Consider the following 21756-nt stretch of genomic DNA (forward strand, 5'->3'; position numbering starts at 1 on the left):
CGTGGCCCTCGAACTCGGCCAGAGCGCGAGCTGGCCCGGCGTCGCCGCCGTGGAGAGCTGCACGGGCACGGTCTCGCACGGGATCACGCCCGGCGTGTTCGTCATGTCGACGTACCCGCAGACCGCGGCCCCGCGCGCGTTCGGCGACCTGGTGCTGTCCGACGGGGTGCGGGCGGCGGTGTTTCGCGGGTGCAAGCTGGACGCGGTCAGCGGGCGCGCCGGGCCGGACGGGCAGACGTTCACGCTCACCATCCTCGACCGGCGGTGGCGGTGGCGGTACGGGGCCATCTCCGGGCGGTACAACCAGCTCGACAAGCGCGGCAAGCTGGTCCCGTGGACGATCCGCAGCCCGCAGGAGCTCGCCGAGCTGTGCCTGAAGGCGATGGGCGAGCGGAACTACGTGATCAACCTCCCCGCGGGCCTCACCGCGGCGGCGGGCGCGAACCTGGAACAGTACCTCCGGGCCGGCGAGGACTTCCCGCAGAGCCTGACGAACCCGCCCACGGTGTGGGACCTGATCCCGCCGGCGGAGGCCCTCGCGCGGCTCGCCGACCTGTACGGGTGCCGGGTGATTTATCAGCCGTTCGCGGACCGCGTGGTGGTGGCCCCGCTGGGCGCCGGCGGGCCGCTCACGGACTTCCCGTGCGAGTCGATCGCCCCGAACGTGGACGGCCCCGAGACGCCGTCCGCGGTGGGCGTGGCGGGCGCGCCGGTGCGGGTCCAGATGCGGCTCCTCCTGGAGCCCGTGGGCAAGGAGTGGGACGGCAGCTACCGCCCGGTGAACGAGCTGAGCTACGCCCCGCAGGGCGGCGGAAAGGTGCAGATCTCCACCGCCGCGTACGACGGTGCCGGCCCCAACCCGTCGATCAAGGTCTACCTGCGGTTCAACCGGGACTGGGCCGCGCCCGCACCCCTGCCCGACAAGGCGGTGTTCGCCCAGTTCGGGTCGTCGGCGGCGGGCAGCGCTGCCGACAAGCTGGCCGACGTGGCGGCGGCGATCAACGGGCACCCGGACTGCGCGCCGGTCCTGAAGGCCGAGGCCGCCGGCGACGTGCTGACGGTCACGGGGCTGGCCCAGGGGTTCCCGTTCGAGCTCGAGGCCGAGTCCAGCAGCCCCGGCCCCCCGGACCGGTTCGAGGCGGCGGTGGTGCAGCCCCCCGAGCGGCCCGGCCCCAACTGGGAGAGCTGCCCGCTGCCCAACTTCCCGGCCGTCCGCGCCACCGACCGGCTCAGCTACGATCAGGCGGTGCTCCTGGCGCAGGGGAGCGTGTTCAAGTGCTACCGGGTGCTGAACGCCGACGCGGAGACGGGGCGCCCGCCGATCCGCGTGCCCGGGTACGGCGGGCTGGTCCGCCGGCACCAGCTCACCCTCCAGCCGACGAAGGTCGACCAGGTGGCCCCGGAGCCGCGCGAGAAGGGCGTGATCCGCCGGGTGCCGAACGTGGACGAAGCGATCCGCGGTCCGCTTGGCGGACTGCCGGAGTTTTACGACGGCTACAGTCGCGACCAGGGCGCGGACGTGTACGGCAGCGTCTGGAAGCTGCTCGGTAACGTGGTCTGGGACGGGGACCGGCGGGAGGACAACACCGGCCCCGAGGACAAGGTGTACGTGCCGATCGCGGAGATCGACCCCATCTCCCAGGTCGTCACCTTCACCGATTACGTGTACCGGTACGCGATCGTCGCCGGCACCGACGTGCGGCAGGCCTTCCCGACCCTGACCCTCGAAACCGCCGTCCTCGTGTCGGTCTCGGACACGGGGGAACTGGTCCGCGCGAAGTACACGGCCAAGCTCGGCGGCGCGGCGCCCGTGGAGTGGCAGATCCGCGAGGACGTGCAGCTGTGCGTCCGCGGGCGGTACGGGCCGAAGAACAAGTACCTGGGGCGCGAGTGGGTGGACCAGAAGGAGGCCGAGGCCCGGGCCGCGTACTACCTGGCCGGGATGGCCCACCGGTACCGGGTGACCGGGGGCGAGACCCGGCAGTACATAGGCATCCACCTGATCAACCTGGACGGGCACGTGCAGCAGGTGAGCTGGAGCGTCGGCCCCGGCGGCGCGTCCACCGTCGCCAGCACCAACAGCGAGCACAGCGCCAGCGTCCCCCCGTACGCGGCCCGGCGCCGCGCCGAGAACCTGCCGCCGGACAAGTCGGCGGCGCTGGCCAACTTCTTTGAGGAGGAGCGGGCCGGGCGCCTGCTGCCGCCGCGATGAGCGACCGCACCGACTGGGTCCCGCTGTCGAACGCCTCGGGCGGGCCGGTGCCGTCGTGCGCCCTCGCGCGGGTGACGGGCGTCGCGAACGGGCTGTTCACGGTCGACACGCCCGACGCCGACGGCGACCCGCACCTGGTGGCCGTCGGGTTCTCGCTCGTCCCCACGGGCGGCCGGGGCACGGGCACGTTCGACCCGCGCGCCGTCCTGGCGTACGAGGAGGCCGACGGCACGCCCCAACCGGGCGAGGAGTGGGGTGCGGGCGCCGGCACCTGGAAGCTGCGGAAGGGCAAGACGGGGTGGCGCATCCTGGGCGGGGCCGGGCGCGGGCTGGTGAACGCGGTGCGGGCGTGCTGCGGCACGACCACGACCACAACGACCGCCGCGCCCACCACCACCGCCGGCCCGTGCGCCGGCGCGTGCCAGTGGACCTACTCCGCCTCATCGAAAGCCTGGACCCGCACCGCCTCCACCTGCGCCGCCGGCTGCGCCTGCCTCGCCCCGACGTGGTGCCCGGGCGCCGACGCCTGCGCCACCACCGCGTGCGGCCGCCTCGCCGCCGACGCCAAGGCGCCGAACTGCACCGGCGCGACCACGACGGGCGGCCCGTGCCCGGCCCCGGCGGACTGCGCCGAGGGGTGCGACTGGTTCTGCCACCCGGTCCGCGGGTGGGTGCAGACGCGCAACGGGTGCGCCGGCTACTGCGGCTGTCAGCCGCCGGCCGGGGCGTGCTCGTCCTGTGCGCCGGCACACACCCCGTGCGTGGTGCCGCCGTCGTTCTGCAACGGTGGGTGCCGCTGGGTGTGGGTGTCGGGGGTGGCGGGCGAGAGCGACCGCTGGGAGAAGATTGGCGACACCTGCGCCGGCTCGCGCGTGCCCAACTGCTCCTGCGACGCGCCGGCCGCCCCCGGGAACTCTTGTGGTCACGAGGCCGCCACCCGCTGCTACGTCCACGGCGCCGCCGACCCGTGCGCGGCGGTGACCACGTCATCGCCCGCCGGGTGCGGCGACTGCATCTGGGGCTCGGACAGCGGCACCGCTTGGGACAAGGTGGTGCGGCCGTGCGGGAACGCCGGCGGGTGCTCGTGCCAGGTGCCGCCCGGCGCCCCGTCCGGCACCTGCGCCCAGGCGGCCGGGGCGTGCGTGCCGCTGCCCGTCACCACGACGGCCGCGCCGACCACCACCGCCGGGCCGCCCACCACGACAACGACCACCACCACCGCGCAGCCGTTCTCCTGCTGGCAGTGCCGGTACCAGGGTTTCGTCCGCTTCGTGTGCACGGGCGAACCGGGCCACCCGTGCGAGAATTACGAGACCCCGACCCTGCGGTCGCAGTTCCCGTCCGAGGTCGCGTGCACCAACGGTTGCGGCCCCGGCGGCGGCACGACGGCGGCGCCGACCACGACCACCAGCACCACCACACCCGCGCCGACCACCACCACGGGCGGCCCGGCGGTGGACTACTACTGCTGCCAGTGCCCCGGGGGCGTGGCGCGGTGCTCCTTCGATCCGATTAACCAGTGCGCGGGCTGTACGGTCACGGGGCCGATGTCCCTGGCGTCGTGCAACGGCACCTGCGCGGGCGCGGGAACGACCACCACACCGCCGCCGCCGCCGCCGCCGCCGCCACCGCCCGTAACCACCGGGCTCAGCACCAGCAGCCCGTTTTGACCGGACCCCAGCTTCACGAGACGAGCGACATGAGCAGCCCGCTGACGATCGGCATGGCGACCCGGGGCGAGCCGGACCACGTGTGGTTCGTGCTCTCGGCCCTGGCCGCGAACCACCCGCGGGTCGAGTACCTGGTGGTGGACAACACCCCGGAGCGGGACCCGCGGGTGGAGGCGATCACCCGGGCCGTCGGCGGCCGGTACCTGCACCGCCCGGACCTCACCGGTACGTCCAAGCCCCGGGACGCCGTGTTCCGGTTCGCCCGCACCCCGTGGGCCGTGTGCCTCGACAGCCACGTGATTCTGGAAACGGGCGCGGTGCAGGCGGCCCTCGACTTCGCGGCCCGGAACCCGGACTCGCGGGACATCGTGTCCGGGCCGCTGGTGTACGACGACGGCCGAGGGCTGAGCACACACTGGAAGACGAACCCGGGCGGCGGGTTGTGGGGCACGTGGGACACGGACCCGCGCGGCGCGGATCCGGCGGGCGAGCCGTTCGAGATCCCCATGATGGGCCTCGGGCTGTGGCTGATGCGGACCGCGGCGTGGCCCGGGTTCCACCCGCTGTTCAACGGGTTCGGGGGCGAGGAGGGGTACGTTCACGAGGTGGTGCGGCGCCGCGGGGGCCGGGCGCTGTGCGTGCCCGGGCTGCGGTGGCGGCACAAGTTCCGGGACGTGTCCGGCTGGCACAACAACCCGCCGCCCCCGTACCCGCTCCGCACCGAGGACCACGTGTGGAACCTGCTGGTCGGTCACCGGGAACTCGGCATTGAGGCGGACCAGCAGATCCGCGAGCACTTCGGGAAGAACCTGGGGGCGGACACCTGGGACAGACTCGTCAAGACCGCGGCGCACGTTCAGCCCCTTGACGGCCCCCGTCCGGGTCCAACGCGGCAGCGCATACTGGCCCTGTGGTACAGCGATAACAGCGCCCCGGACCCCCTCCTCATGCGCTCGCTTCAGTCCGTGATTGACGCCCGGGAGCAGACCATCCGGCACGACGTGACCGTCAGCGCGTGCGCCTGGGAGATCGGCGGGAACCTGGGCATTCTCCCGAGCGTGAACACCCCCGGGATCATGCTCCGGAGCTTCATCGGGGCGCGGAAGCGGGGCTATAACACGATCCTGGCCCAGATCCGGCAGGCGGTGGCCCATGCCACCGCTTCGGGCGAGGAGTACGACGCGGTCGCGTTCTGCGAGCACGACGTGCTGTACCCCCCGGGGTACTTCGACCGGCTCGGGGACGCCCTCGCCGCGCACCCGTCGGCCCCGGTGGTGTCGCACCGCGATTACATCGGCCTCAGCGGCACCGGCTGGCAGCGGGTGCGTGAGCGACACGAGCCCCTGCACCAGCTCTGCCTCCGCTGGGACACGATCCAGAGCAACCTCGCGCGAGCCGAACGTGAGGCGGCGAGCGGCGCGGCGGTGGTGCTTGAGCCGGACCATGAGGCCGATCGGTCCGCCTGGGCGCGGCTGGAGCCCGCCGACCCCGCGGGCATGAGTGGCACTCCGAGTGTTCACGTCAATCACAATGCCGGCCGGTTCACGGCGCACGGGGACGTGTGCTACGAGCCGCGCGGCGCGTCCCTGTGGCACCCGCACTGGGGTGAGGCGCGGCACTGGTGGCCCGGCCCGATGGTCACGGTGTCGAACGTGGACGTGACGCAGTTCAAACCCGAGAAGCCGGCCGGGTGCTCGGCGTGCGAGGCGAACGCGCACCCGACCCCGGAGGCGTGGGCGCGGGCCGCCGCGGCGAAGCCGTCCGACTTTCACGAGCACGTGGGCACTCTCCGGGAACTGGCGGCGAAGTGCTCGAGCGCTGCGGAGCTGTCGCTGTGGATGAAGCCGGCGGACGCGGCGATCGTCGCCGGCCTCCCGGCCGACGGCACGTTCGTGAGCGTGTGCCCACGCGCGAAGCCGCAGTGGGAGCGCATGAAGGGCTGGCTGGGGGCGCGGTTCGAGGGCCGCACGGCCGACCCGGCGACCGCGGACCTGCCCCCGGTGGACCTGCTGTTCATCGACACCGAGCACACCGCCGACGCGCTCATGCCCCTGCTGGAGCGGCACCGCGAGCGGGTGGCGAAGTACATCGCGGTCCACTGCACCGAGACGTTTGGGGAGAGCGGCGACCGGCCCGACGCCCCGGGCGTGCTGCACGCGCTGCGAACCTTCTGCCACCGCCACCCGGGCTGGGTGGTGAAGCGCCGCGACCGGAACAACCACGGGCTGATAGTTCTGTCGCGGTGCGCCGAGGACGTGAGGGCGAAGCCGGCGCTGTGGCGCCAGGCGATGAACTACACGGCGGCGATGGCGCGGCACGTGGCGGACGGGCGCCGGACGGTGCCGCTGGACGTGCTGGAGGCGCGGCAGGCCGAGTGCGCCCTGTGCGAGGAGCGGGCGCTGGACGCGTGCGCCGCGTGCGGCTGCCCGCTGGAGGCGAAGCTGCCCCTCGCAACCGAATCGTGCGGGCTGGTGAAGAAGGGGCAGGCGCCGAAGTGGGGGGCGTGGCCCGCGGGCGCGGCCGCGTAAACGCAAAAAGCCCCCGGCGGGATCTCTCCCGCCGGGGGCTCTCGTATGGAATCGCCCCGGACAACCGGGGCGGTCAAGCGGAACGGTCAGTCACTTCTTCCGGTCGGGCCTGTTCGGACGCAGTCCCCGCGGGTCCGCGGGGTACTCGCCGCCGTCGGACAGATCCCGTACCCGCGCCAGACACGATTCCGGATCCAGGGCCGGCAGAACTTCCACCTCGCCCCACCCCCGGACGTGCCGGTCCAGCCAGTACCGGCCGCCGGCTTTGAGGCGCGCGAGCGCGGCCCTCATCGCCCGCTGCTCCCGCTGCCACTCGCGGTACGTGTCCATCCCGTCCCTCCCTTGACTCCCCGTTGCTGGACTTGTCACCAGCGTTCCACCGCGGAACGGTCGGGTTAAGGGCCGGGGCCACAAGGCCCCGGCGGTGTCACGGGCCGGCGAGCCGCCGCACCCGCGGCGCCGCGCCCCGCTCGCGCAGGGCGTGGGACGGGTGCGTGACCCGCGCCGGCCGGTCCTCCGGCGCGAGCCGCCGGTCCTCGCGGGCGGCCTCGAGCGCGGCCCTCCGGGGCACGTCGCCCAGGAGCCCGCGGTCGCCGGCCAGCGCCGCGCACAGCAGGCGCACCGCGCACGCCGCGTGGAGCCCCACGAACACCAGGTGCACGCCCGCCGGCCCGGCCCGCCCGGTGAGCCCGGCGTGGGCCGAGCTGCACGTGCCGCCGGCGAACACCAACCCCAACAGCAGCTGAAGCGCCTTCCTCACGAACGGCCCTCCGTCGACAGGAACCCGGCTCTGCGTTGCACGGGCTGGCCACCGTTCCCCGGCCCGCGCCGGGGAGCCGCATTACGGCCCCGCGGCCCCGGGAAACCGGGGCCGCGGCGGGCGCTCAGTCGCGCCCGCAGTAGCCGTGGAGCTTGCACCCCGCGGCCCGCAAGATGGCGCTGGCCTCGAGGCGGGTCTTGGCCGTCCGGACCCGGGCCCACACCTTGGCCGCACGGCGGTACGCCTCGCTGCCGCTCTGCCGGCTCGGGGTGATCTCCATCCACTCGTTCACGTCGTCGAGATCGCGGATCGTCACGCCCGTCTCGTCCGCGCCGGCGGACCACGCGCCGGGGACCCCCGCCGTCAGCGGCACCGCCGGGGCGTCGACGCCCCGGATCTGTTCGTCGCGGACCACGATCCCGTACACCCGCGCCGCCTCCGGGTCGCCCGCGGTGTACGCCGCGAGCCGGGCGAGCAGCTCGGCCCGGAGCGCGTCGAAGTCGGTGTGCAGGCTGATCCCGTCGAGCCAGTGGCAGACGCCCTGGCAGAACCCGCCGCACCGGTCCTCGGGCGTGCCCGGGCGCGCGGCCCCGGCGCCCCAGCCGTTGAACCGGAGCACGCGGCAGGTCTTGCCGCGCTTCCCGGCGTTGGCCATGTCCGTGACCGTCGCGGTCCCGCTGCCCGGCCACGTCCGCGTGTGGACGCGGGGCGGGGTCACGTGCTGTCGCAGCAAGCTGGCGGCCCGTTCGCCGCACGTGTCCGGTTGCGGGTTGTCGTCCAGGTAGTCGGCGAGCACCTCCTCGCCCCGCTGCTCCGCAATCACCGCCCGCGCCAGCGCGACCGCCTCCGGGTCGTCGCTGACCCAGCTCGGGCCGCGGCCGCCCGCGAGCGGGTACACGCTCGCCGCGAGGCCGCCGTCCCGCCACGGGCCGACGCGGACGTGCACGCCGTTCACGTCCGCCGTCTGCTCCCGGGGCGTTGCTTCCGTTGTCACCATCTGAAAACCTCCGTTCGTTCACCCCCCTCTGCATTCGCTCCGGGCTTGGGACCGGCGCCGCGGCGCGTGCCGCGGCGGCTGCATTACGGCCCGCGGCCCCCGGGTTCGGGGGCCGCGTCGGGCTAGTTGCGCGTCATGTCGAGCGTGGCCCGCCAGTCGTCCCACGGGTCGAGCGGGCGCGTCGCGTAGTCCCACCGCAGCGCGGTCCGCTGCAGCGCCTCCACGTCCGCCACCGTCTCGCACCCCCGGAGCCGTTCGGAGAGGGCCTCGTGGTCCTCGTCCTCGCACAGGATCCCGCGGTCCAGGTTCCCCTGGATCCGCCGCTTCATCTCGCAAAGCGCCTCGTCGTCGGCTTGCATGAGCAGCCTCCCTTGACTCCCCGTTGCTGGACTTGTCACCAGCGCCCCACCGTGGGGCGGTCGGGTTAAGGGCCGCGGCCCCGGTTTCCCGGGGCCGCGATCGTCACGTCGTCCGGGCCGGCCCGTCGAGGAACCGGTCCCACAGCGGCTTCAGGGCCGCCGCCACCACCCCGACCAGGCACCGCCCGTAAGCGAACCCGAGCACCAGGTGGAGCAGCAGGTGCCCGACCCGCGCGCCGACCGGGGCCGCCTCGACCGCGGCCGCCGGCGCCACCGCCTTGAGCGAGGTGATCAGGAACCACACCAGGGCCGCCCCCAGCGCCCACCCCGCCACGTTCTTCACCGCTTGCATTCCGAACCCCTCCCGCGCTCTGCATTCACCCGGGCTTGCGACCGGCCGCGGTTCTAGCCGCGGGCTGCATTAAGAGGGCGGGGGCCTCGGAGGCCCCCGCCGCGGGTCACCAGTTCCGGCCCTTGTTGCCCCAGGCCCGGTAGCCCTCGGCCAGGAGCAGGCAGATGAGCTTGCGCTCGTTCTCCGTCTCCCCCCGGAGCGTCGGCACGTAGCCGCCGTCCAGCGCCGCCTTCAGCTCGTCCCAGGTGTCGAACGCGGTCACCGCGTTCACCAGCCGGTCCTTGATCTCGCCCGGCAGTTCGGCCTTGCACATCGCCAGACCCTCCCCGGGAACGCACGCGGGCGGCCCGAGTGGCCGCCCGTCGCACGCCCCAACGGGACGAATACTAGCGAATCACTAGTGACGAGCGAAGAAAAATCGCTGGCGAATTTCTAGGCCGACACTAGTGACGCCGGGGCGGGGCCGCGTAGAGTGGGCGGGGCACTGCGGTGGCGCGGACGAGGGGCGGACATGGCGAAGCGGACGCGGCCCCGGCAGAACGTGGCCGGGGCCAAGCAGTTCAACTACGAGATCGACGGGGCGCTCGCGGACCGGTTCCGGCAGTTCTGCCGGGACCGCGGGGAGACGATCGTCGGCCACCTGGAGATGGCGCTGCGGCGGCACATGGACAACCCGCCGCCGGTGCCGGTGCTGCCCCCGCTCCCGCCGGTGCCGGCGCCCGCACCCCCGGCGAGCGGGGCGAAGGCGCGCGGGCGCGCGCCGAAGCCGAAGAGCGATTGAGCCGGTGGAGGCGCGAGTTGGTTCCGAGGAATTCAGAGCCGGGTGAGGTGGCCGACTTCCCATCCGCGGGCGCGCGAGCGCGCGCCCCACTTCCATCCGGGCAACCCGCCCGGGCACCATGACCCCGTAAACGCGACGGGCGGCGGGAGCCGCTAACTCCCACCGCCCCTGGTGTCGCGCCCCGTGACGAGCCGACCGGCCGTTGTCATTCTCCCACGCACACGGGGAAGGTCAATGGCCGTCGGAGCCGCACCGTCCGCACCACCGCCCGGCCCGCCCGCACAGGACGACCGGGTGATCCGCACCTGGCGTGCCGACCCCGACCGGTACGTGCGCCGGGTCAAGGGCGGGCGGTACCAGGCCCGGCCGTACGACCCGGAGACGCGCACCCGCGTGAACCTGGGGACGTTCGGGACCCCGGGGCAGGCCCGGGGCGCGGTGCAGAAGTACTGGTGGGGCGAGCTGGCGGCGAAGCCCAAGTTCGTGCGCGCGAGCCGCAACCAGTACAGCTTCGGCCGCGGGGACCCGGTCCGGTACTTCGTGCTGATCCCGACCGCCGCGCCCGGCGCGGGCGCGGGCGGGGACCGGAAGCGGAGCTACCAGCGGGTGGGCGACTGGTTCGCCACCGAGGCCCAGGCGGTGGCCGCCCGGGACGCGTTCCTGGAGGCCACGTACGGGCGGCTGGTGGCCAAGGCCATGCTGTCCCGCGCGGACACCTCCCGGCGCGCCGGGAAGTACTAGCACCCGTTCCCCCGGAGGCCGTCATGCTCGCGCTCGTCCTGTTCGCCGCCCTGTCCGCCGTCCCCGAGCTCCCGCACACCGCCCCGGCGACGCCGCCGGCGGACGTGTCGCGGGACCCGATCCCGACCCGCCCGGAGCACCCATGCGACTTTACGCCGCCGCGGTCCTGACCGCGGCCCTGTTCTGCGCCGCCGGCCTCGCGTTCCCGCGGGCCGGGCGGCCGCTCCCCGCGCCCCCGCCGGCCGCCGCGGCCGAGCCGGACCGCGAGTACAAGCTGCCGCCCAACGAGCTCGCGCCGAGCGCGGTGCAGGCGCTGACCGACGCCGGCGACGTGGCCGACTGGGGGCACGCCGCGATCGGGGTGCCCGACGCGTGGAAGGTGACCAAGGGGAAGGGCGCGAGGGTGGCCGTGCTCGACACCGGGTGCGACTCCGGGCACCGCGACCTGAAGGCCCAGATCGTCGCCGCCCGGGACTTCACCGGCTCGCGCTCGGGCAGCTCCGACGTGAACGGGCACGGGTCCCACTGCGCCGGCATCGTGCTGGCCGCCGAGAACGCGGTCGGCATGGTGGGGGTCGCGCCCGAGGCCCAGCTGCTCGTCGGCAAGGTGCTCGGCGACTCCGGGTCCGGGCTGTCCTCGGGCATCGCGGCCGGGATCGACTGGGCGGTCGAGCAGGGGGCGGACGTGATCTCCATGAGCCTCGGCAGCCCGTCCGAGGACGCGCGCATCCGGGCCGCGATCGCCGCGGCCCGCGCCCGGGGCGTGCTGGTGATCGCCGCGGCCGGCAACGAGGGGCCGCGCGAGGGGACCGTCGGGTACCCGGGCGGCTCCCCGGGCGTGATCTGCGTCGCCGCGATCGACTCGGCCCTCGCCACCGCGTCGTTCAGCAGCCGTGGGCGGCAGGTGGTCGTCGCGGCGCCCGGGGTGAACATCCGCTCGTGCTACCCGGGCGACCGGTTCGCCACGATGTCGGGCACCAGCATGGCGACGCCCTACGTGGCCGGGTGCGCGGCGCTGTACGTCGCGCGGTGCAAGGCGCTCGGGGTGAAGCCCACCCCGGACGACTTCGCCAAGCGGATCGGCGAGACGGCGAAGGACCTGCCGCCGAGCGGGCGCGACACGGCGACCGGGTTCGGGCTGATCCAGCCCGCCAAGCTGCTGCCCGCGGGCGACGCCCCGGTGCCCGATCCGAAGGACCCGGTGGTCCCGACCCCGGTGCCGATCGGGGACAAGGTGGATCTGGTCCTGCCCGGGCTCACGCTCGACGGCCGGCCGGTGAAGCGGATCGTCCTCGAACTGGCCCCCCGGCCGTGAGCGGAGGGGCGCCGATGTCGGGCCACACGGTCGCCGAGATCCGGGCGATGTCGCAGCGGCTGCGGGACCTGGCGACCCGCGCCGCCTACCACCGGTGCCGGGCCGCCGCGCACACCGCGAACGCGGCGCTGGCGGACCGCGAGGCGGACCTGGTGCAGGAGCAGCTCACCAAGGCGGTGCGCGACAGCCAGCACGAGGTCGAGGTGGTGCTGGCCGGCGAGACGGGCGCGGCGCCGCCGCTCGACCCGAGTTCCACGCCGCCCGTTCCCACGAAGAAGGACTGAACCGCCGTGGTCGCGCTCCCGCTCACCGTCGCCGTGCTCGTTCCCGCGGCGTGGTACCTGTGCGCCGCGTTGGCGCGGTTCACCGCCCGCCACACCGGCGTGGCGGGCGTTTTCTGTCCTGTTCCGCAAGGAGATTGAGATGCGCAACCTGATTCGCTTCGCCCTGGTCGCCGTGGTCGCGGGGCTGTTCGCCGGCGACGTGCTCGCCGGCCCGATCCTCGACCGCCTGCGCGAGCGCCGCGCGGCCCGCCAGGGCGGGTGCGGCGCGTGTTCGTCCGCCGCGCCGGCGCGGCTGTCCGCGACGGCCCCGCTGTGTGGCGCGTGCCCCGGTGGCTCGTGCCCCGACGGCTCGTGTCCCGGTGGGGTGTGCCCGGTGCCGCCGGCGCCCGGCCTGGACGTGAGCGCGTCCCCGCACCCCACGGCCGCGCTCCCCGCCGGGGCGCTGGTGTCCGTGTCGGGGCGGGTGCTGTTGCCCAACGGCGACGGCACCTACCGGCACGCCGACCAAGGCGCTGCGCCGCCCATCGCGCTGCCGGGCTACTCGCTCGCCCCGGGCTGCCCGAACGGCCGGTGCCCGCTCCCGCAGCAGCGGCTCGTGATCCCGGTCAAGTAGCGCCCGCCCCGGAGGTGCGGGCGCCCGCACCCCGTTCCCTTCGCCCAACCTTGAGGAGTTCGACGTGACCCAGGTCCACATCCACGTTCACCTGCCCGCCCCGCAAACGCCGGCTGCGGACGCGCTGATCGGCGCGCAGGCGATCGGCGACGGCACCCTGCTGCGGCTGATCGGCGAGGTCGGCCCGAAGCTGCTCGCCCTGCTGATCCAGCTCGGCCTGATCAAGCTGCCGATGACGGCCCCGGCCGAGGGCGTCGCGCCGACGCCGTGACCGCGGCGGAGATGGCGACGAACGGGCGGGTGAGTGCGCTCGAAACGAAGACGGCCCCGGGGTTACCCCGGGGCCGTTCACTTTAATTGTTCCTGTGGCGGTTCCATTTTCGGGCCCCGTCTCACTGGCTCTTTCAGCCGGAGTGCCGCAGCTAACCCTAAACAGTTGGCCCGTGTCAGGAGGAGCCCGGGGTTGAGGACACAGAGGCAAATACGCGAGCCGGGCGTTCGATATGTGAGTCGGGGAATTCCCCGACGAGGGTTCCGCGAGGGTGCGCACGCACCCGTCAACGAATTTGCTGGGAGTGCATCTCTCCCAAACGGCCGATCGAGGTTCGATTCCGATGAACTGGTTTCGTGACCGCGCCTTAACAACCAAGTTGCTCTTGGGGTTCGCTATCGTCTGTGTGACCGTCGCGGCCAGCGGCGGGATCGCCTACCGCGGCTTGGCGAGTTCACGGGAGGGGATGCGCGTGCTGTACGCGGACTACACGGTCGCGGGCACCGACCTCGCCAAAGCGGCGGTTAACCTAGCCCGGTACCGAAACAACATGGTCGCGGCTGCGGCCGCCAGGGACGAGGCCCGGCTGGACCAGGCGCTCGCGCCCCAGGCCGCGATCCGCGAGTCAGTTACGGGCGGCCTCGACGCGTACGCCGCGACCGTGCTACGCGTGTCCCGGAGCGGGCGGGACGAGCGGAAGGACCTGGAGAAGGTGCGCGCCGCGGTACGCGAGTACTTCGCGGCCGCCGACGAGACCACCCGCGCGGCCCAGGCGCTGGTCCGGGCGGGCACCGACGCCGAGCGGGCCGAGTGCCGCCGCGAGGTGGACCGGAGGGTGCAGCAAGCCGGGCTGAAGTTCGACCCGGCCGCGGCAAGCATCGACGAGCTGGTCAAGACGGTGACCGAGGTGGCCAGCGACGTCAACAGCTCGGGCAACGAGAGCGCCCAAGCGGCCCAGAGCACACTGGTCGGGGGCACCGTGGGCGCCGCCGCACTCAGCATGCTCATCGGGCTGGGGCTCGCGCGCATGATCACCGGGCCGCTCGGGCGCACGGTCGCCGCGCTCGAGTCCGTCGCGCGCGGGGAGTTGGACACGCGGGTGGAGGTGAACTCGAGCGACGAGGTGGGGCGCCTGGCGTCGGCCCTGAACACCACCGTCGGGGGCATCCGCACCGCTCTCGGACAGGACCGCGTGGACTGGGCCGCGGTGGGCAAGCAGCGTGAGCAGAACAATGACTACGTGGGGCAACTCGTCGCGGTCGGCCGGGTGCAGGCGGTGATCGAGTTCAACCTCGACGGCACGATCCGGACGGCCAACGAGAACTTCCTGACCACCGCGGGCTACCGGCTGGACGAGATCCAAGGGCGGCACCACCGGATGTTCGTCGACCCGGGCCAGGCGGGCGGCAGCGAGTACCGCGAGTTCTGGGCGAAGCTGAACCGCGGGGAGCCCGTTTGTAGCGACTTCGAGCGGGTCGGCAGGGGCGGCAAAAGGGTGTGGCTCCTGGCCTCGTACAACCCGATCCTCGACCCCGCCACCGGCAAGCCTTACAAGGTCGTCAAGTTCGCAACCGACATCACCGCGCAGCGGGCGATGGAGGAGCGCGTGCGGGCCGCGGCGGCCGAACTGCAGCACAAGGTGGAGGCCATCCAGAAGACCATTCAGGCCCTGGCGGCGGGCGACTTCACCGCCACGGTGCCGGACCTGGGCACCGACAACGTCGGGATGATGGCGCGGTCCCTGAACGAGGCGGTGCTCAGCGTGCGGACCGCGATGGAGGGGGTGCGGGCGGTTTCCGAGCAGCTGGCCGACGCGTCCGGTCAACTGTCCGCCGCGAGCGAGGAGATCTCGTCGGGCGCCCAGGAGCAGGCCAGCAGCCTGGAGGAAACGGCGTCCGCGCTGGAGGAGATCACCGCGACCGTCCGACGGAGTTCGGACAGTGCCCAGCAGGCGCGTCAGCTGGCCGGCGGGTCCAAGGAGGTGGCCGAGAAGGGCGGCCAGGTGGTGAGCGGGGCCATCGGCGCGATGAGCGAGATCAACGGGTCGTCGAAGAAGATCGCGGAGATCATCACAACGATCGACGAGATCGCGTTCCAGACCAACCTCTTGGCCCTGAACGCGGCGGTCGAGGCGGCCCGTGCGGGCGAGCAGGGGCGCGGGTTCGCGGTGGTGGCCACCGAGGTCCGCAACCTGGCTCAGCGGTCCGCCACCGCCGCCAAGGAGATCAAGAGCCTGATCCAGGACTCGGTGAAGAAGGTGGACGCCGGCACCGATCTGGTGAACAAGTCCGGCGACACGCTGACCGAGATCGTGACCAGCGTCAAGCGGGTGACGGACATGGTCACCGAAATCGCCGCCGCCAGCAAGGAGCAGTCGATCGGCATCGAGCAGGTGAACAAGGCGGTGGCCCAGATGGACAGCGCCACCCAGCGGAACGCCGGCCAGACCGAAGAGATGAACGCCACCGCGCAGGCCCTGACGGACCAGGCCAGACAGCTCCGCGATCTGGTCGGCCGGTTCAACCTGGGCAGTGACGGGCACGCCCCGGCGGCCCGGCCGGCGAAGCGGGCGGCCGGGCCGAAGCCGCGGCCGGCGGTGGCCAAGGCGCTCAAGCGGAGCAACAACGGGAACGGAGGCGGACACGAGCTAGACGCCATGGGCGGCGCCGGATTCAGCGAGTTCTAGTTGCGCGTGTTCGGCGGCGACTCGAGTTCCGGCCCGGCAGTGGCGATTCCCGGGCAACTGGGCGGGCCTTATTGTGGGGCTTGAAGACAGCAGCCGGTGACTCAAGTCGCAGTTACAGAGGCGACTACCGCGTGCGCTCATGTGCCCTCGTCGGCATCGTCGTCGGCGGTGTTACTTTTCGTGGGCGCCTTCGCGTCATCCTCTCGCTTGGCGCGCCTCTCCCGCCGGTTCGTCTTCGGCCCCGGCTCACTCAGCGGGGCGGCAGTCCTACCCGACTCGTCTTGCCCCGGCTCATCGTCCGCTGCCTCCGGCTCGGATCGATTCCCGATAGGGTTGCTCGTATTCATAACCGACCTCTCTACATGAACGGGCGAGGCCATCTAAGCTCGCAATGCGTGTACCGAGCGGGTGTCGGGGCCTGACGGGAGAACACGCGAATGCCGCCGACGGCACCTGCTGTGAGGGGATGAAGGAGACAGGCGTCAGGAAAGCCGGCTGGTTCGCACCTTGTGCCCGGCCGGTCGGGCAGAGGCCGGCACCGCGCCCGCTAAGTAGCGGGCCATCGCACCGGCAGACGCGGTCGCGGGAGGCCCCCGCCGGGTACTCACGCCTGCCCCCATGACAGCGGCCGCACATCTCAACAGGGAGTCGCGACCGGGGAGACGGGTGGATGTGGCGATGGTGTTTGTGCAGCGAACCTTAAGGGGGCGATTCTTCAGCCGGCTATCGCCGTCGATTAAACACGGCTTAGGGCTTGCCTCACACTTTCATGATGCGCACAATGGTTCACTGTGTTCTTATGAACAGTAAGTCCAGACCATGCCCGTATGTTTCGACACCGCGCAACACTCGCGTGGGTGATGTTGGCACGCTCCGGTGCCCCCGCCTACGTCGCAATTGACTGGTACATGGAAGTAATGCCCGCTCCGGACCGCTACCACGCCGCCGCCGCAATTATCAGTTCTGCGGCCCGCTGGCTGCGCAGCACAATACCCCGCCCGATGCCGCTCGACGAGATGCCCAAGTGCCGGTCGTGGGCGACACGTTTCAGCAACCAGGTCGAAGACTGGGCGATACTCACCGCAGAAGAAACCCTGTGGTCGATCAAGGCGCTCGTTCACACCATTCTGACGGCCGGAGATCAGCAGTACCAAGTGCTGACGCCGGCGGCCCGCCGGTGGAACCTTTGGCTCCCCCGCGCGGATCTGCTCATCAATTCGGCGCGCGAACTGGACCACTGGCGAGAGCTGCCCCGGTTGCCAAAGGAAGAGGTGAAGCCGAAGAGGGGCCGGAAGCGGTTGAAGGCGGGGAAGGAGACCCAGTCGTTGTTCTCAATGGTGGCATAAGGTGGCCACTCTATCGCCACCTTATGCCGCGAAGAATGGCGAAGAATCGCGAAGTTTCATGTATTCGCGTGTCCACTTTTGCAGCGTAGAAAGACGCGAAATCACTGGGGAAAACAAAAAAATCCCGGCGGACCTTCCGCCGGGATTTCACTCTGGGGAAGAGTGGTGCCTGTGAGCGGAAGTCGTAGCGGTTATCCGCTCCGAGCTCCGTTCAGACGATGGAATGCGCGAACAGATAGAACTTGCGAAGGGTGGCTGAGCTTTTGGCGGGATGCACAGGATCGGCCGCGGTGAAGACACGCATGTGCCGACCTTCGATCCGGTTGATCCGTTCATCCCGCCAAACATCTTCACCTTCTGAACTTACGACAGCTTTACGCCGAGTTCTTTAAGCTGCCGGGCGTCGACCGCCGCCGGCGCTCCGGTCATGAGGTCGCGGGCTTTCTGGTTCTTCGGGAACGCGATCACGTCGCGGATGTTCGTCGTGCCGGCGATCACCATTGCCCAGCGGTCGAGGCCGAGCGCGATGCCGCCGTGTGGCGGGGCACCGCTCTTCAGCGCGTCCAGCAAGAACCCGAAGCGACCTTGAGCGTCTTCGGGCGTCATGCCGAAAATCTCGAACACGCGGCTCTGGACATCTTGGCGGTGGATACGGATCGAGCCGCCGCCCACTTCGTACCCGTTCAGCACCATGTCGTAAGCTTTTGCGCGGACCTTCCCAAGGCTCTCGTTCTGCCAGAAGTTCGGCAGGTCCTCATCCATCGGTGCGGTGAACGGGTGGTGCATCGCGTCCCAGCGGTTCTCTTCCTCGTTCCAGGTGAACATCGGGAAGTCGAGCACCCAGGCGAAGTTGAAATGCTCGGCCCGCGGCTGGAATGGAACCGGGACGTACACCTCTTTCTTCTTCTTGGCCGCGTCGGCCTTATCTTTCTCGGCCTTCTCGTGCTCCGCCTTCTCGTCCCACCAGTTCTTGTACAGTTTGAGCTTGGTCGCCAAGTGAATCCGGAGCGCGCCGAGGGCGTCGCACACGACCGCTTCCTTGTCCGCGACGAATAGCAGCAGGTCGCCGTCGGCGGCGCTGAGGCGCTCCTTCAGTTTGGCCTTCAGCTCGTCGGAGAAGAACTTCTCGGTCGAGCCGGTGAACTTGCCGCCCTCGACCTTCATCCACGCGAGGCCCTTGGCCTTGTAGGTCTCCGCAACCTTCGGCAACTCGCCGCCGGGCTTCAGCGCGGTGTTGCTGAACGCCGCGGCACCGCCTTTGGCGTTGATCGCCCGCACCACCCCGCCGCCGGCGACGGCATCTTTAAGGAACTGCGCCTCGCTGGCCCCGGCGATGTCGGTGATGTCCACGATCTCGAGACCGAACCGCAGGTCGGGCTTGTCGGAGCCGTACTTCGCCATCGCCTCCGCGTAGCCCAGGCGAGGGAAGGGGAGTGGGAGTTTCACGCCCAGACACTTATCGAAGATGTCAGCGGCGAGCTTCTCCATGACGGAAAGCACGTCCTCGCGCTCGACGAACGACATTTCGACGTCGAGTTGCGTGAACTCGGGTTGCCGGTCGGCGCGCAGGTCCTCGTCGCGGAGGCAGCGGGCGATCTGGAAGTAGCGATCGTAGCCCGAAATCATCAGCAGTTGCTTGTACAACTGTGGCGATTGCGGCAGCGCGAAGAACTCGCCGTTGAACACGCGGCTGGGCACCAGGTAGTCGCGCGCCCCTTCGGGCGTACTCTTCCCGAGCAGAGGGGTTTCGACTTCAAGGAAGTGGTTCGCGTCCATGTAGTCGCGGATCACTTTGCACAGCCGGTGCCGCAGAACGAGCGTCTTTTGGAGGGTGCGGCGCCGCAGGTCGAGGTAGCGGTACTGGAGGCGCAGGTCCTCGTTAGCCAGTTCGGTGCCGAACTCGTCCACCTGGAACGGGAGGGGAGGGCACTCGTTGAGCACGCGGAGCGTCTTGGCTTCGAGTTCGATGGCGCCGGTGGCGATGTCGGCGCGAGCGGCGCCTTCGAGTCGCTTTTGCACGGTGCCGGTTACTGACAGCACCCATTCGGCTTTCAGCCGCTGCGCGCACGCGAACAGCTCGGCGTCGTCTGCCTTCCGGAACACCACCTGTGTCAGGCCGTAGCGGTCACGCAGGTCGATGAAGACTTGGTGCCCGTTGTCGCGCGCGGTCAGCACCCAGCCGTTAAGGGTCGCGGTGCTCCCGACGTGTTCTTCGCGGAGCTGGTCGCAGGTGTGTGTCCGCTGCCACTCGGCCATGGCGTTCTCCCGGCAATGGTATCGACGTTGAGCGTCAGTATACGGACGCCGTCCGGGCTCGGGGGTTCGGCTTCCACCGGCCGGCCAGATAGCGGTATCATCCGGCCGTTACAAACCTTCCGCGCGTGGGAACGGGGCGTCATGCCGCTAGACGAAAAGGTGCTGGTGATTCCGACCGAGCGGTTTCGGGAGGCCGGGTACTTCCACGGGCTCCGCCCCGCGGACGACGCGTACCGGTCTGCGATCCTCGACCCCGCTCGGTTCAGCTTCCGGGCTCGCGCCGAGGTGGAAACCGACCCCTCGTTCAAGCAGTTGATCCCGTACATCGTGCTCAAGTGCGGGGAGCACGTGTTCCACTACCGCCGCGGCGCCGCGGGAACCGAAAAGCGACTCGGGGCGTTGCGCTCGATCGGGATCGGTGGCCACATCAGCGAAGCCGACGCCGCCGGTGGGATCGATTCTTACCGAACGGGAATGCTGCGCGAGCTAACGGAAGAAGTCGAGTTGGGGTGCTCATACCGTGAGCGGTGCGTCGGGTTCATCAACGACGACCGCACGCCCGTTGGGAGCGTTCACCTGGGCGTCGTTCACGTGTTCGAGCTGGACATGCCGGTTAGCCGGGCGCGCGAAGAGGCGCTTGCCGAGAGCGGCTTCGCGCCACTCGCCGACCTGCTTCGCGAGCTTGAGGGGTTCGAGACATGGTCACAGTTCGTGCTTGAGTGGTTGGGCCGTGAAGGGCTGGACTTTGCCGCCAGCTCACGGTTTGGGTCCGCGGCAAAGGAAGCAGGCCATGCACAACCCGACGACCAGTTTGTTTAGTAGCCCCCGACCGATTTGTGCGGCTCAGGTCGCGCCTTGAAGGCGCGACGATTTTGTGTCGCGACGTTGTTGGGACGGGTGAAACGAGGCCGGCAAAAACACCACGCCCACCTTGCCGACGTGCTAAGGGGCACGGCCCGCGACGACCAGACACGGTTTCGCACCGCAGAGCAGCAGACACGTCACGTGCCGCACCAGAACCGGGCACCCGTTCGGTTCGTCGGCTGATATCATTGGGGGAGCCAAGCCCGCACCGAATTGGTGCGGCTCGTTCGCCAGACCCGTGTGGTCCGAACTTTCAACAATACAGATCACGCCATGGCCGGAACCGATGCCGACGAGTCTGTCGTTTTCACCGCCGAAAGCTCGTACGTTGCGGAAGCGGTAGTGAAGTTGCTCGCGGCCAACGACATTTCGGCCGAGGTCGCGGCGGGCGGCACCAAAACGACCTCTGACCCGCTAACCGGCGCGACCGGCCTGGCCGAAACCTACGAATATCCGGTCGTGGTGACCGACCCGGTGAAGCGTAAAGAGGCCATCGAACTGTTGGCGACCAAGCAAACGGCGGACGCGGTCAAGGCGATCCGCGACCGCCGTGCGAACCGCACGGGAACCGTCTCCGCGACGTGCGAGGATTGCGGGCGCTCGTCCGATTGGCCCGCACAAGCCCAGGGCACGACGGAGCTGTGCCCGCACTGCGGCGGCTACATGGACATTCTCGATCCGGACGACGACTGGTCCGGAATCGATTTCGGCGAGCCTGAAGATGAAACCGAAGAAGGGACCGAGTGATGTCGTTCACGCTGGCACCGTTCACCGTCACGCCGCAGGAGGTCGGGTTCACGCTCGCGAAGGTGTTGCGTGCGCGGCTAGGGGGGCCGTCGTGGACCGACGTACGTAAGCTCATCGCCGCCCGGCGCGTCAAGGTCGGTGATTCCGTTTGCTCCGACGAGGCCCGCCGACTTAAGGAGGACGAGGTCGTGGTGCTGCTGGAGCACCCGAAACCGCTCCCGCGAGCGGCCCACCCCGAGCGATTGGTGGTGCGGCACCTCGACGAGCACGTGGTGGTTGTGGAGAAGCCCGCCGGCGTCAACACCGTTCGCCACCCGGCGGAACTGGAATGGTCCGAGGAGCGCCGCGAACTCGACCCGACACTGCAAGACCTGACGCAGTGGGCCGTCGGACGCCAGTTGAACCGTGACGCACGCGACCTCCCGCGGCTGCGGATCGTTCACCGGCTCGACAAGGAAACGAGCGGACTGGTGGTGTTCGCGCGGTCGGCGCTCGCGGAGCGCGAACTCGGGATGCAGTTCCGCAAGCACACGGTGGTGCGGCGGTACCTGACGGTGGTGCCGGGCATCCTCGGGACGCAAACCATCAAATCGAACCTTGTGCCGGACCGCGGCGACGGCCGGCGCGGGAGTACGAAACTGCCCGGCGTGGGGAAGGAGGCCGTCACGCACGTCACGCCCGAGGAGCGGTTGCCGGGTTACACACTGCTCTCGTGCCGGCTCGAAACGGGCCGCACGCACCAGATCCGCATTCACCTCTCGGAAGCCGGGCACCCGGTGTGTGGCGACAAAGTGTACTGCAAGAAGGCAAACGGTGAAGTGTTCGACGACCGCAGCGGCGCGCCGCGTCTGGCCCTGCACGCGACCGAACTCGGGTTCGAGCACCCGGCGACCAGCGGGCACCTCCACTGGACAATGCCGCTCCCGCTGGACCTCGCGAAATTTGCCGACCGCCTACGCGGTCTTGGCTCATGA

Annotated in this window: 22 protein-coding genes; 15 read left to right on the plus strand and 7 right to left on the minus strand. The window is 70.8% G+C overall.

The genetic code is table 11. The features are described 5' to 3' along the window. Nucleotide 1 precedes the first annotated feature (1 nt). The 3 genes from GobsT_RS18505 to GobsT_RS18515 are packed head-to-tail and all read left to right on the plus strand — an operon-like array spanning nucleotide 2 to nucleotide 6410. Nucleotides 2-2212 (plus strand): hypothetical protein, encoded by a 2211-nt coding sequence (locus GobsT_RS18505; protein WP_010045023.1) that lies wholly within the window; start codon nucleotides 2-4, stop codon nucleotides 2210-2212. Then, nucleotides 2209-3882 carry a hypothetical protein gene (locus GobsT_RS37910; RefSeq protein ID WP_029601109.1) on the plus strand — a complete coding sequence of 558 codons (1674 nt, stop codon included), beginning with the start codon at nucleotides 2209-2211 and terminating at the stop codon, nucleotides 3880-3882. Before GobsT_RS18505 ends, GobsT_RS37910 begins: the two co-directional genes overlap by 4 nt. A 29-nt stretch (nucleotides 3883-3911) precedes the next feature. Beyond that, nucleotides 3912-6410, plus strand: coding sequence for a glycosyltransferase (locus GobsT_RS18515; protein ID WP_109571021.1), 2499 nt, complete (start codon nucleotides 3912-3914; stop codon nucleotides 6408-6410). 90 nt (nucleotides 6411-6500) lie between these two features. Here the strand turns inward: GobsT_RS18515 and GobsT_RS18520 are convergent, their stop codons facing one another. The 6 genes from GobsT_RS18520 to GobsT_RS18545 form a co-directional block, all read right to left on the minus strand. Next, nucleotides 6501-6740, minus strand: coding sequence for a hypothetical protein (locus GobsT_RS18520; RefSeq protein ID WP_010045034.1), 240 nt, complete (start codon nucleotides 6738-6740; stop codon nucleotides 6501-6503). A 97-nt stretch (nucleotides 6741-6837) separates the two neighbouring features. Further along, entirely contained in the window at nucleotides 6838-7170 is a 333-nt protein-coding gene (locus tag GobsT_RS18525) for a hypothetical protein (protein WP_010045037.1), read from the minus strand. A gap of 124 nt (nucleotides 7171-7294) precedes the next feature. Continuing rightward, on the minus strand, nucleotides 7295-8167 hold the full coding sequence (locus tag GobsT_RS18530; protein ID WP_010045039.1) for a hypothetical protein: 873 nt from the start codon (nucleotides 8165-8167) through the stop codon (nucleotides 7295-7297). A 122-nt stretch (nucleotides 8168-8289) separates the two neighbouring features. Next, nucleotides 8290-8526: a hypothetical protein gene (locus tag GobsT_RS18535; protein WP_109571020.1), complete on the minus strand. Its 237-nt coding sequence runs from the start codon at nucleotides 8524-8526 to the stop codon at nucleotides 8290-8292. 103 nt (nucleotides 8527-8629) lie between these two features. Further along, nucleotides 8630-8878: a hypothetical protein gene (locus GobsT_RS18540; protein WP_109571019.1), complete on the minus strand. Its 249-nt coding sequence runs from the start codon at nucleotides 8876-8878 to the stop codon at nucleotides 8630-8632. A 106-nt stretch (nucleotides 8879-8984) separates the two neighbouring features. Continuing rightward, nucleotides 8985-9191, minus strand: coding sequence for a hypothetical protein (locus tag GobsT_RS18545; protein ID WP_010033601.1), 207 nt, complete (start codon nucleotides 9189-9191; stop codon nucleotides 8985-8987). A 198-nt stretch (nucleotides 9192-9389) separates the two neighbouring features. On the opposite strand from GobsT_RS18545, the gene GobsT_RS18550 reads away from it, so the two are divergent. From GobsT_RS18550 to GobsT_RS18585, 9 genes are all read left to right on the plus strand, one after another. Further along, complete coding sequence (locus tag GobsT_RS18550; RefSeq protein WP_010033602.1) at nucleotides 9390-9659, plus strand: hypothetical protein; 270 nt, start codon at nucleotides 9390-9392, stop codon at nucleotides 9657-9659. A 234-nt stretch (nucleotides 9660-9893) separates the two neighbouring features. After that, nucleotides 9894-10400, plus strand: coding sequence for an AP2/ERF family transcription factor (locus GobsT_RS18555; protein ID WP_109571018.1), 507 nt, complete (start codon nucleotides 9894-9896; stop codon nucleotides 10398-10400). 23 nt (nucleotides 10401-10423) lie between these two features. Next, nucleotides 10424-10570, plus strand: a complete 147-nt coding sequence (locus GobsT_RS37915) for a hypothetical protein (RefSeq protein ID WP_168217261.1) — start codon at nucleotides 10424-10426, stop codon at nucleotides 10568-10570. After that, complete coding sequence (locus GobsT_RS18560) at nucleotides 10543-11715, plus strand: S8 family peptidase (RefSeq protein WP_109571017.1); 1173 nt, start codon at nucleotides 10543-10545, stop codon at nucleotides 11713-11715. The genes GobsT_RS37915 and GobsT_RS18560 overlap by 28 nt, the downstream gene beginning before the upstream one ends. A gap of 14 nt (nucleotides 11716-11729) precedes the next feature. Continuing rightward, nucleotides 11730-11999 carry a hypothetical protein gene (locus GobsT_RS18565; protein ID WP_010033612.1) on the plus strand — a complete coding sequence of 90 codons (270 nt, stop codon included), beginning with the start codon at nucleotides 11730-11732 and terminating at the stop codon, nucleotides 11997-11999. A 139-nt stretch (nucleotides 12000-12138) separates the two neighbouring features. Next, nucleotides 12139-12612, plus strand: a complete 474-nt coding sequence (locus GobsT_RS18570; protein WP_010033621.1) for a hypothetical protein — start codon at nucleotides 12139-12141, stop codon at nucleotides 12610-12612. Nucleotides 12613-12676: 64 nt separating this feature from the next. Next, nucleotides 12677-12883: a hypothetical protein gene (locus tag GobsT_RS18575; RefSeq protein ID WP_010033623.1), complete on the plus strand. Its 207-nt coding sequence runs from the start codon at nucleotides 12677-12679 to the stop codon at nucleotides 12881-12883. Nucleotides 12884-13226: 343 nt separating this feature from the next. Continuing rightward, nucleotides 13227-15569, plus strand: a complete 2343-nt coding sequence (locus GobsT_RS18580) for a methyl-accepting chemotaxis protein (protein WP_010033625.1) — start codon at nucleotides 13227-13229, stop codon at nucleotides 15567-15569. Nucleotides 15570-16396: 827 nt separating this feature from the next. Continuing rightward, on the plus strand, nucleotides 16397-16915 hold the full coding sequence (locus tag GobsT_RS18585; RefSeq protein WP_148087795.1) for a hypothetical protein: 519 nt from the start codon (nucleotides 16397-16399) through the stop codon (nucleotides 16913-16915). 363 nt (nucleotides 16916-17278) lie between these two features. Here the strand turns inward: GobsT_RS18585 and aspS are convergent, their stop codons facing one another. Further along, entirely contained in the window at nucleotides 17279-19171 is a 1893-nt protein-coding gene (aspS, locus tag GobsT_RS18590) for an aspartate--tRNA ligase (protein WP_010033633.1), read from the minus strand. Nucleotides 19172-19312: 141 nt separating this feature from the next. On the opposite strand from aspS, the gene GobsT_RS18595 reads away from it, so the two are divergent. The 3 genes from GobsT_RS18595 to GobsT_RS18605 all read left to right on the plus strand — a co-directional run bounded on the left by GobsT_RS18595 (nucleotide 19313) and on the right by GobsT_RS18605 (nucleotide 21756). After that, nucleotides 19313-19990, plus strand: a complete 678-nt coding sequence (locus GobsT_RS18595) for a hypothetical protein (protein ID WP_010033635.1) — start codon at nucleotides 19313-19315, stop codon at nucleotides 19988-19990. A gap of 318 nt (nucleotides 19991-20308) precedes the next feature. Further along, nucleotides 20309-20782: a hypothetical protein gene (locus GobsT_RS18600; RefSeq protein ID WP_010033638.1), complete on the plus strand. Its 474-nt coding sequence runs from the start codon at nucleotides 20309-20311 to the stop codon at nucleotides 20780-20782. Then, a complete protein-coding gene (locus GobsT_RS18605) occupies nucleotides 20782-21756 on the plus strand; it encodes an RluA family pseudouridine synthase (protein WP_010033639.1) in 975 nt (324 codons plus the stop codon). Before GobsT_RS18600 ends, GobsT_RS18605 begins: the two co-directional genes overlap by 1 nt.

Source organism: Gemmata obscuriglobus (assembly GCF_008065095.1).
Lineage (GTDB): Bacteria > Planctomycetota > Planctomycetia > Gemmatales > Gemmataceae > Gemmata > Gemmata obscuriglobus.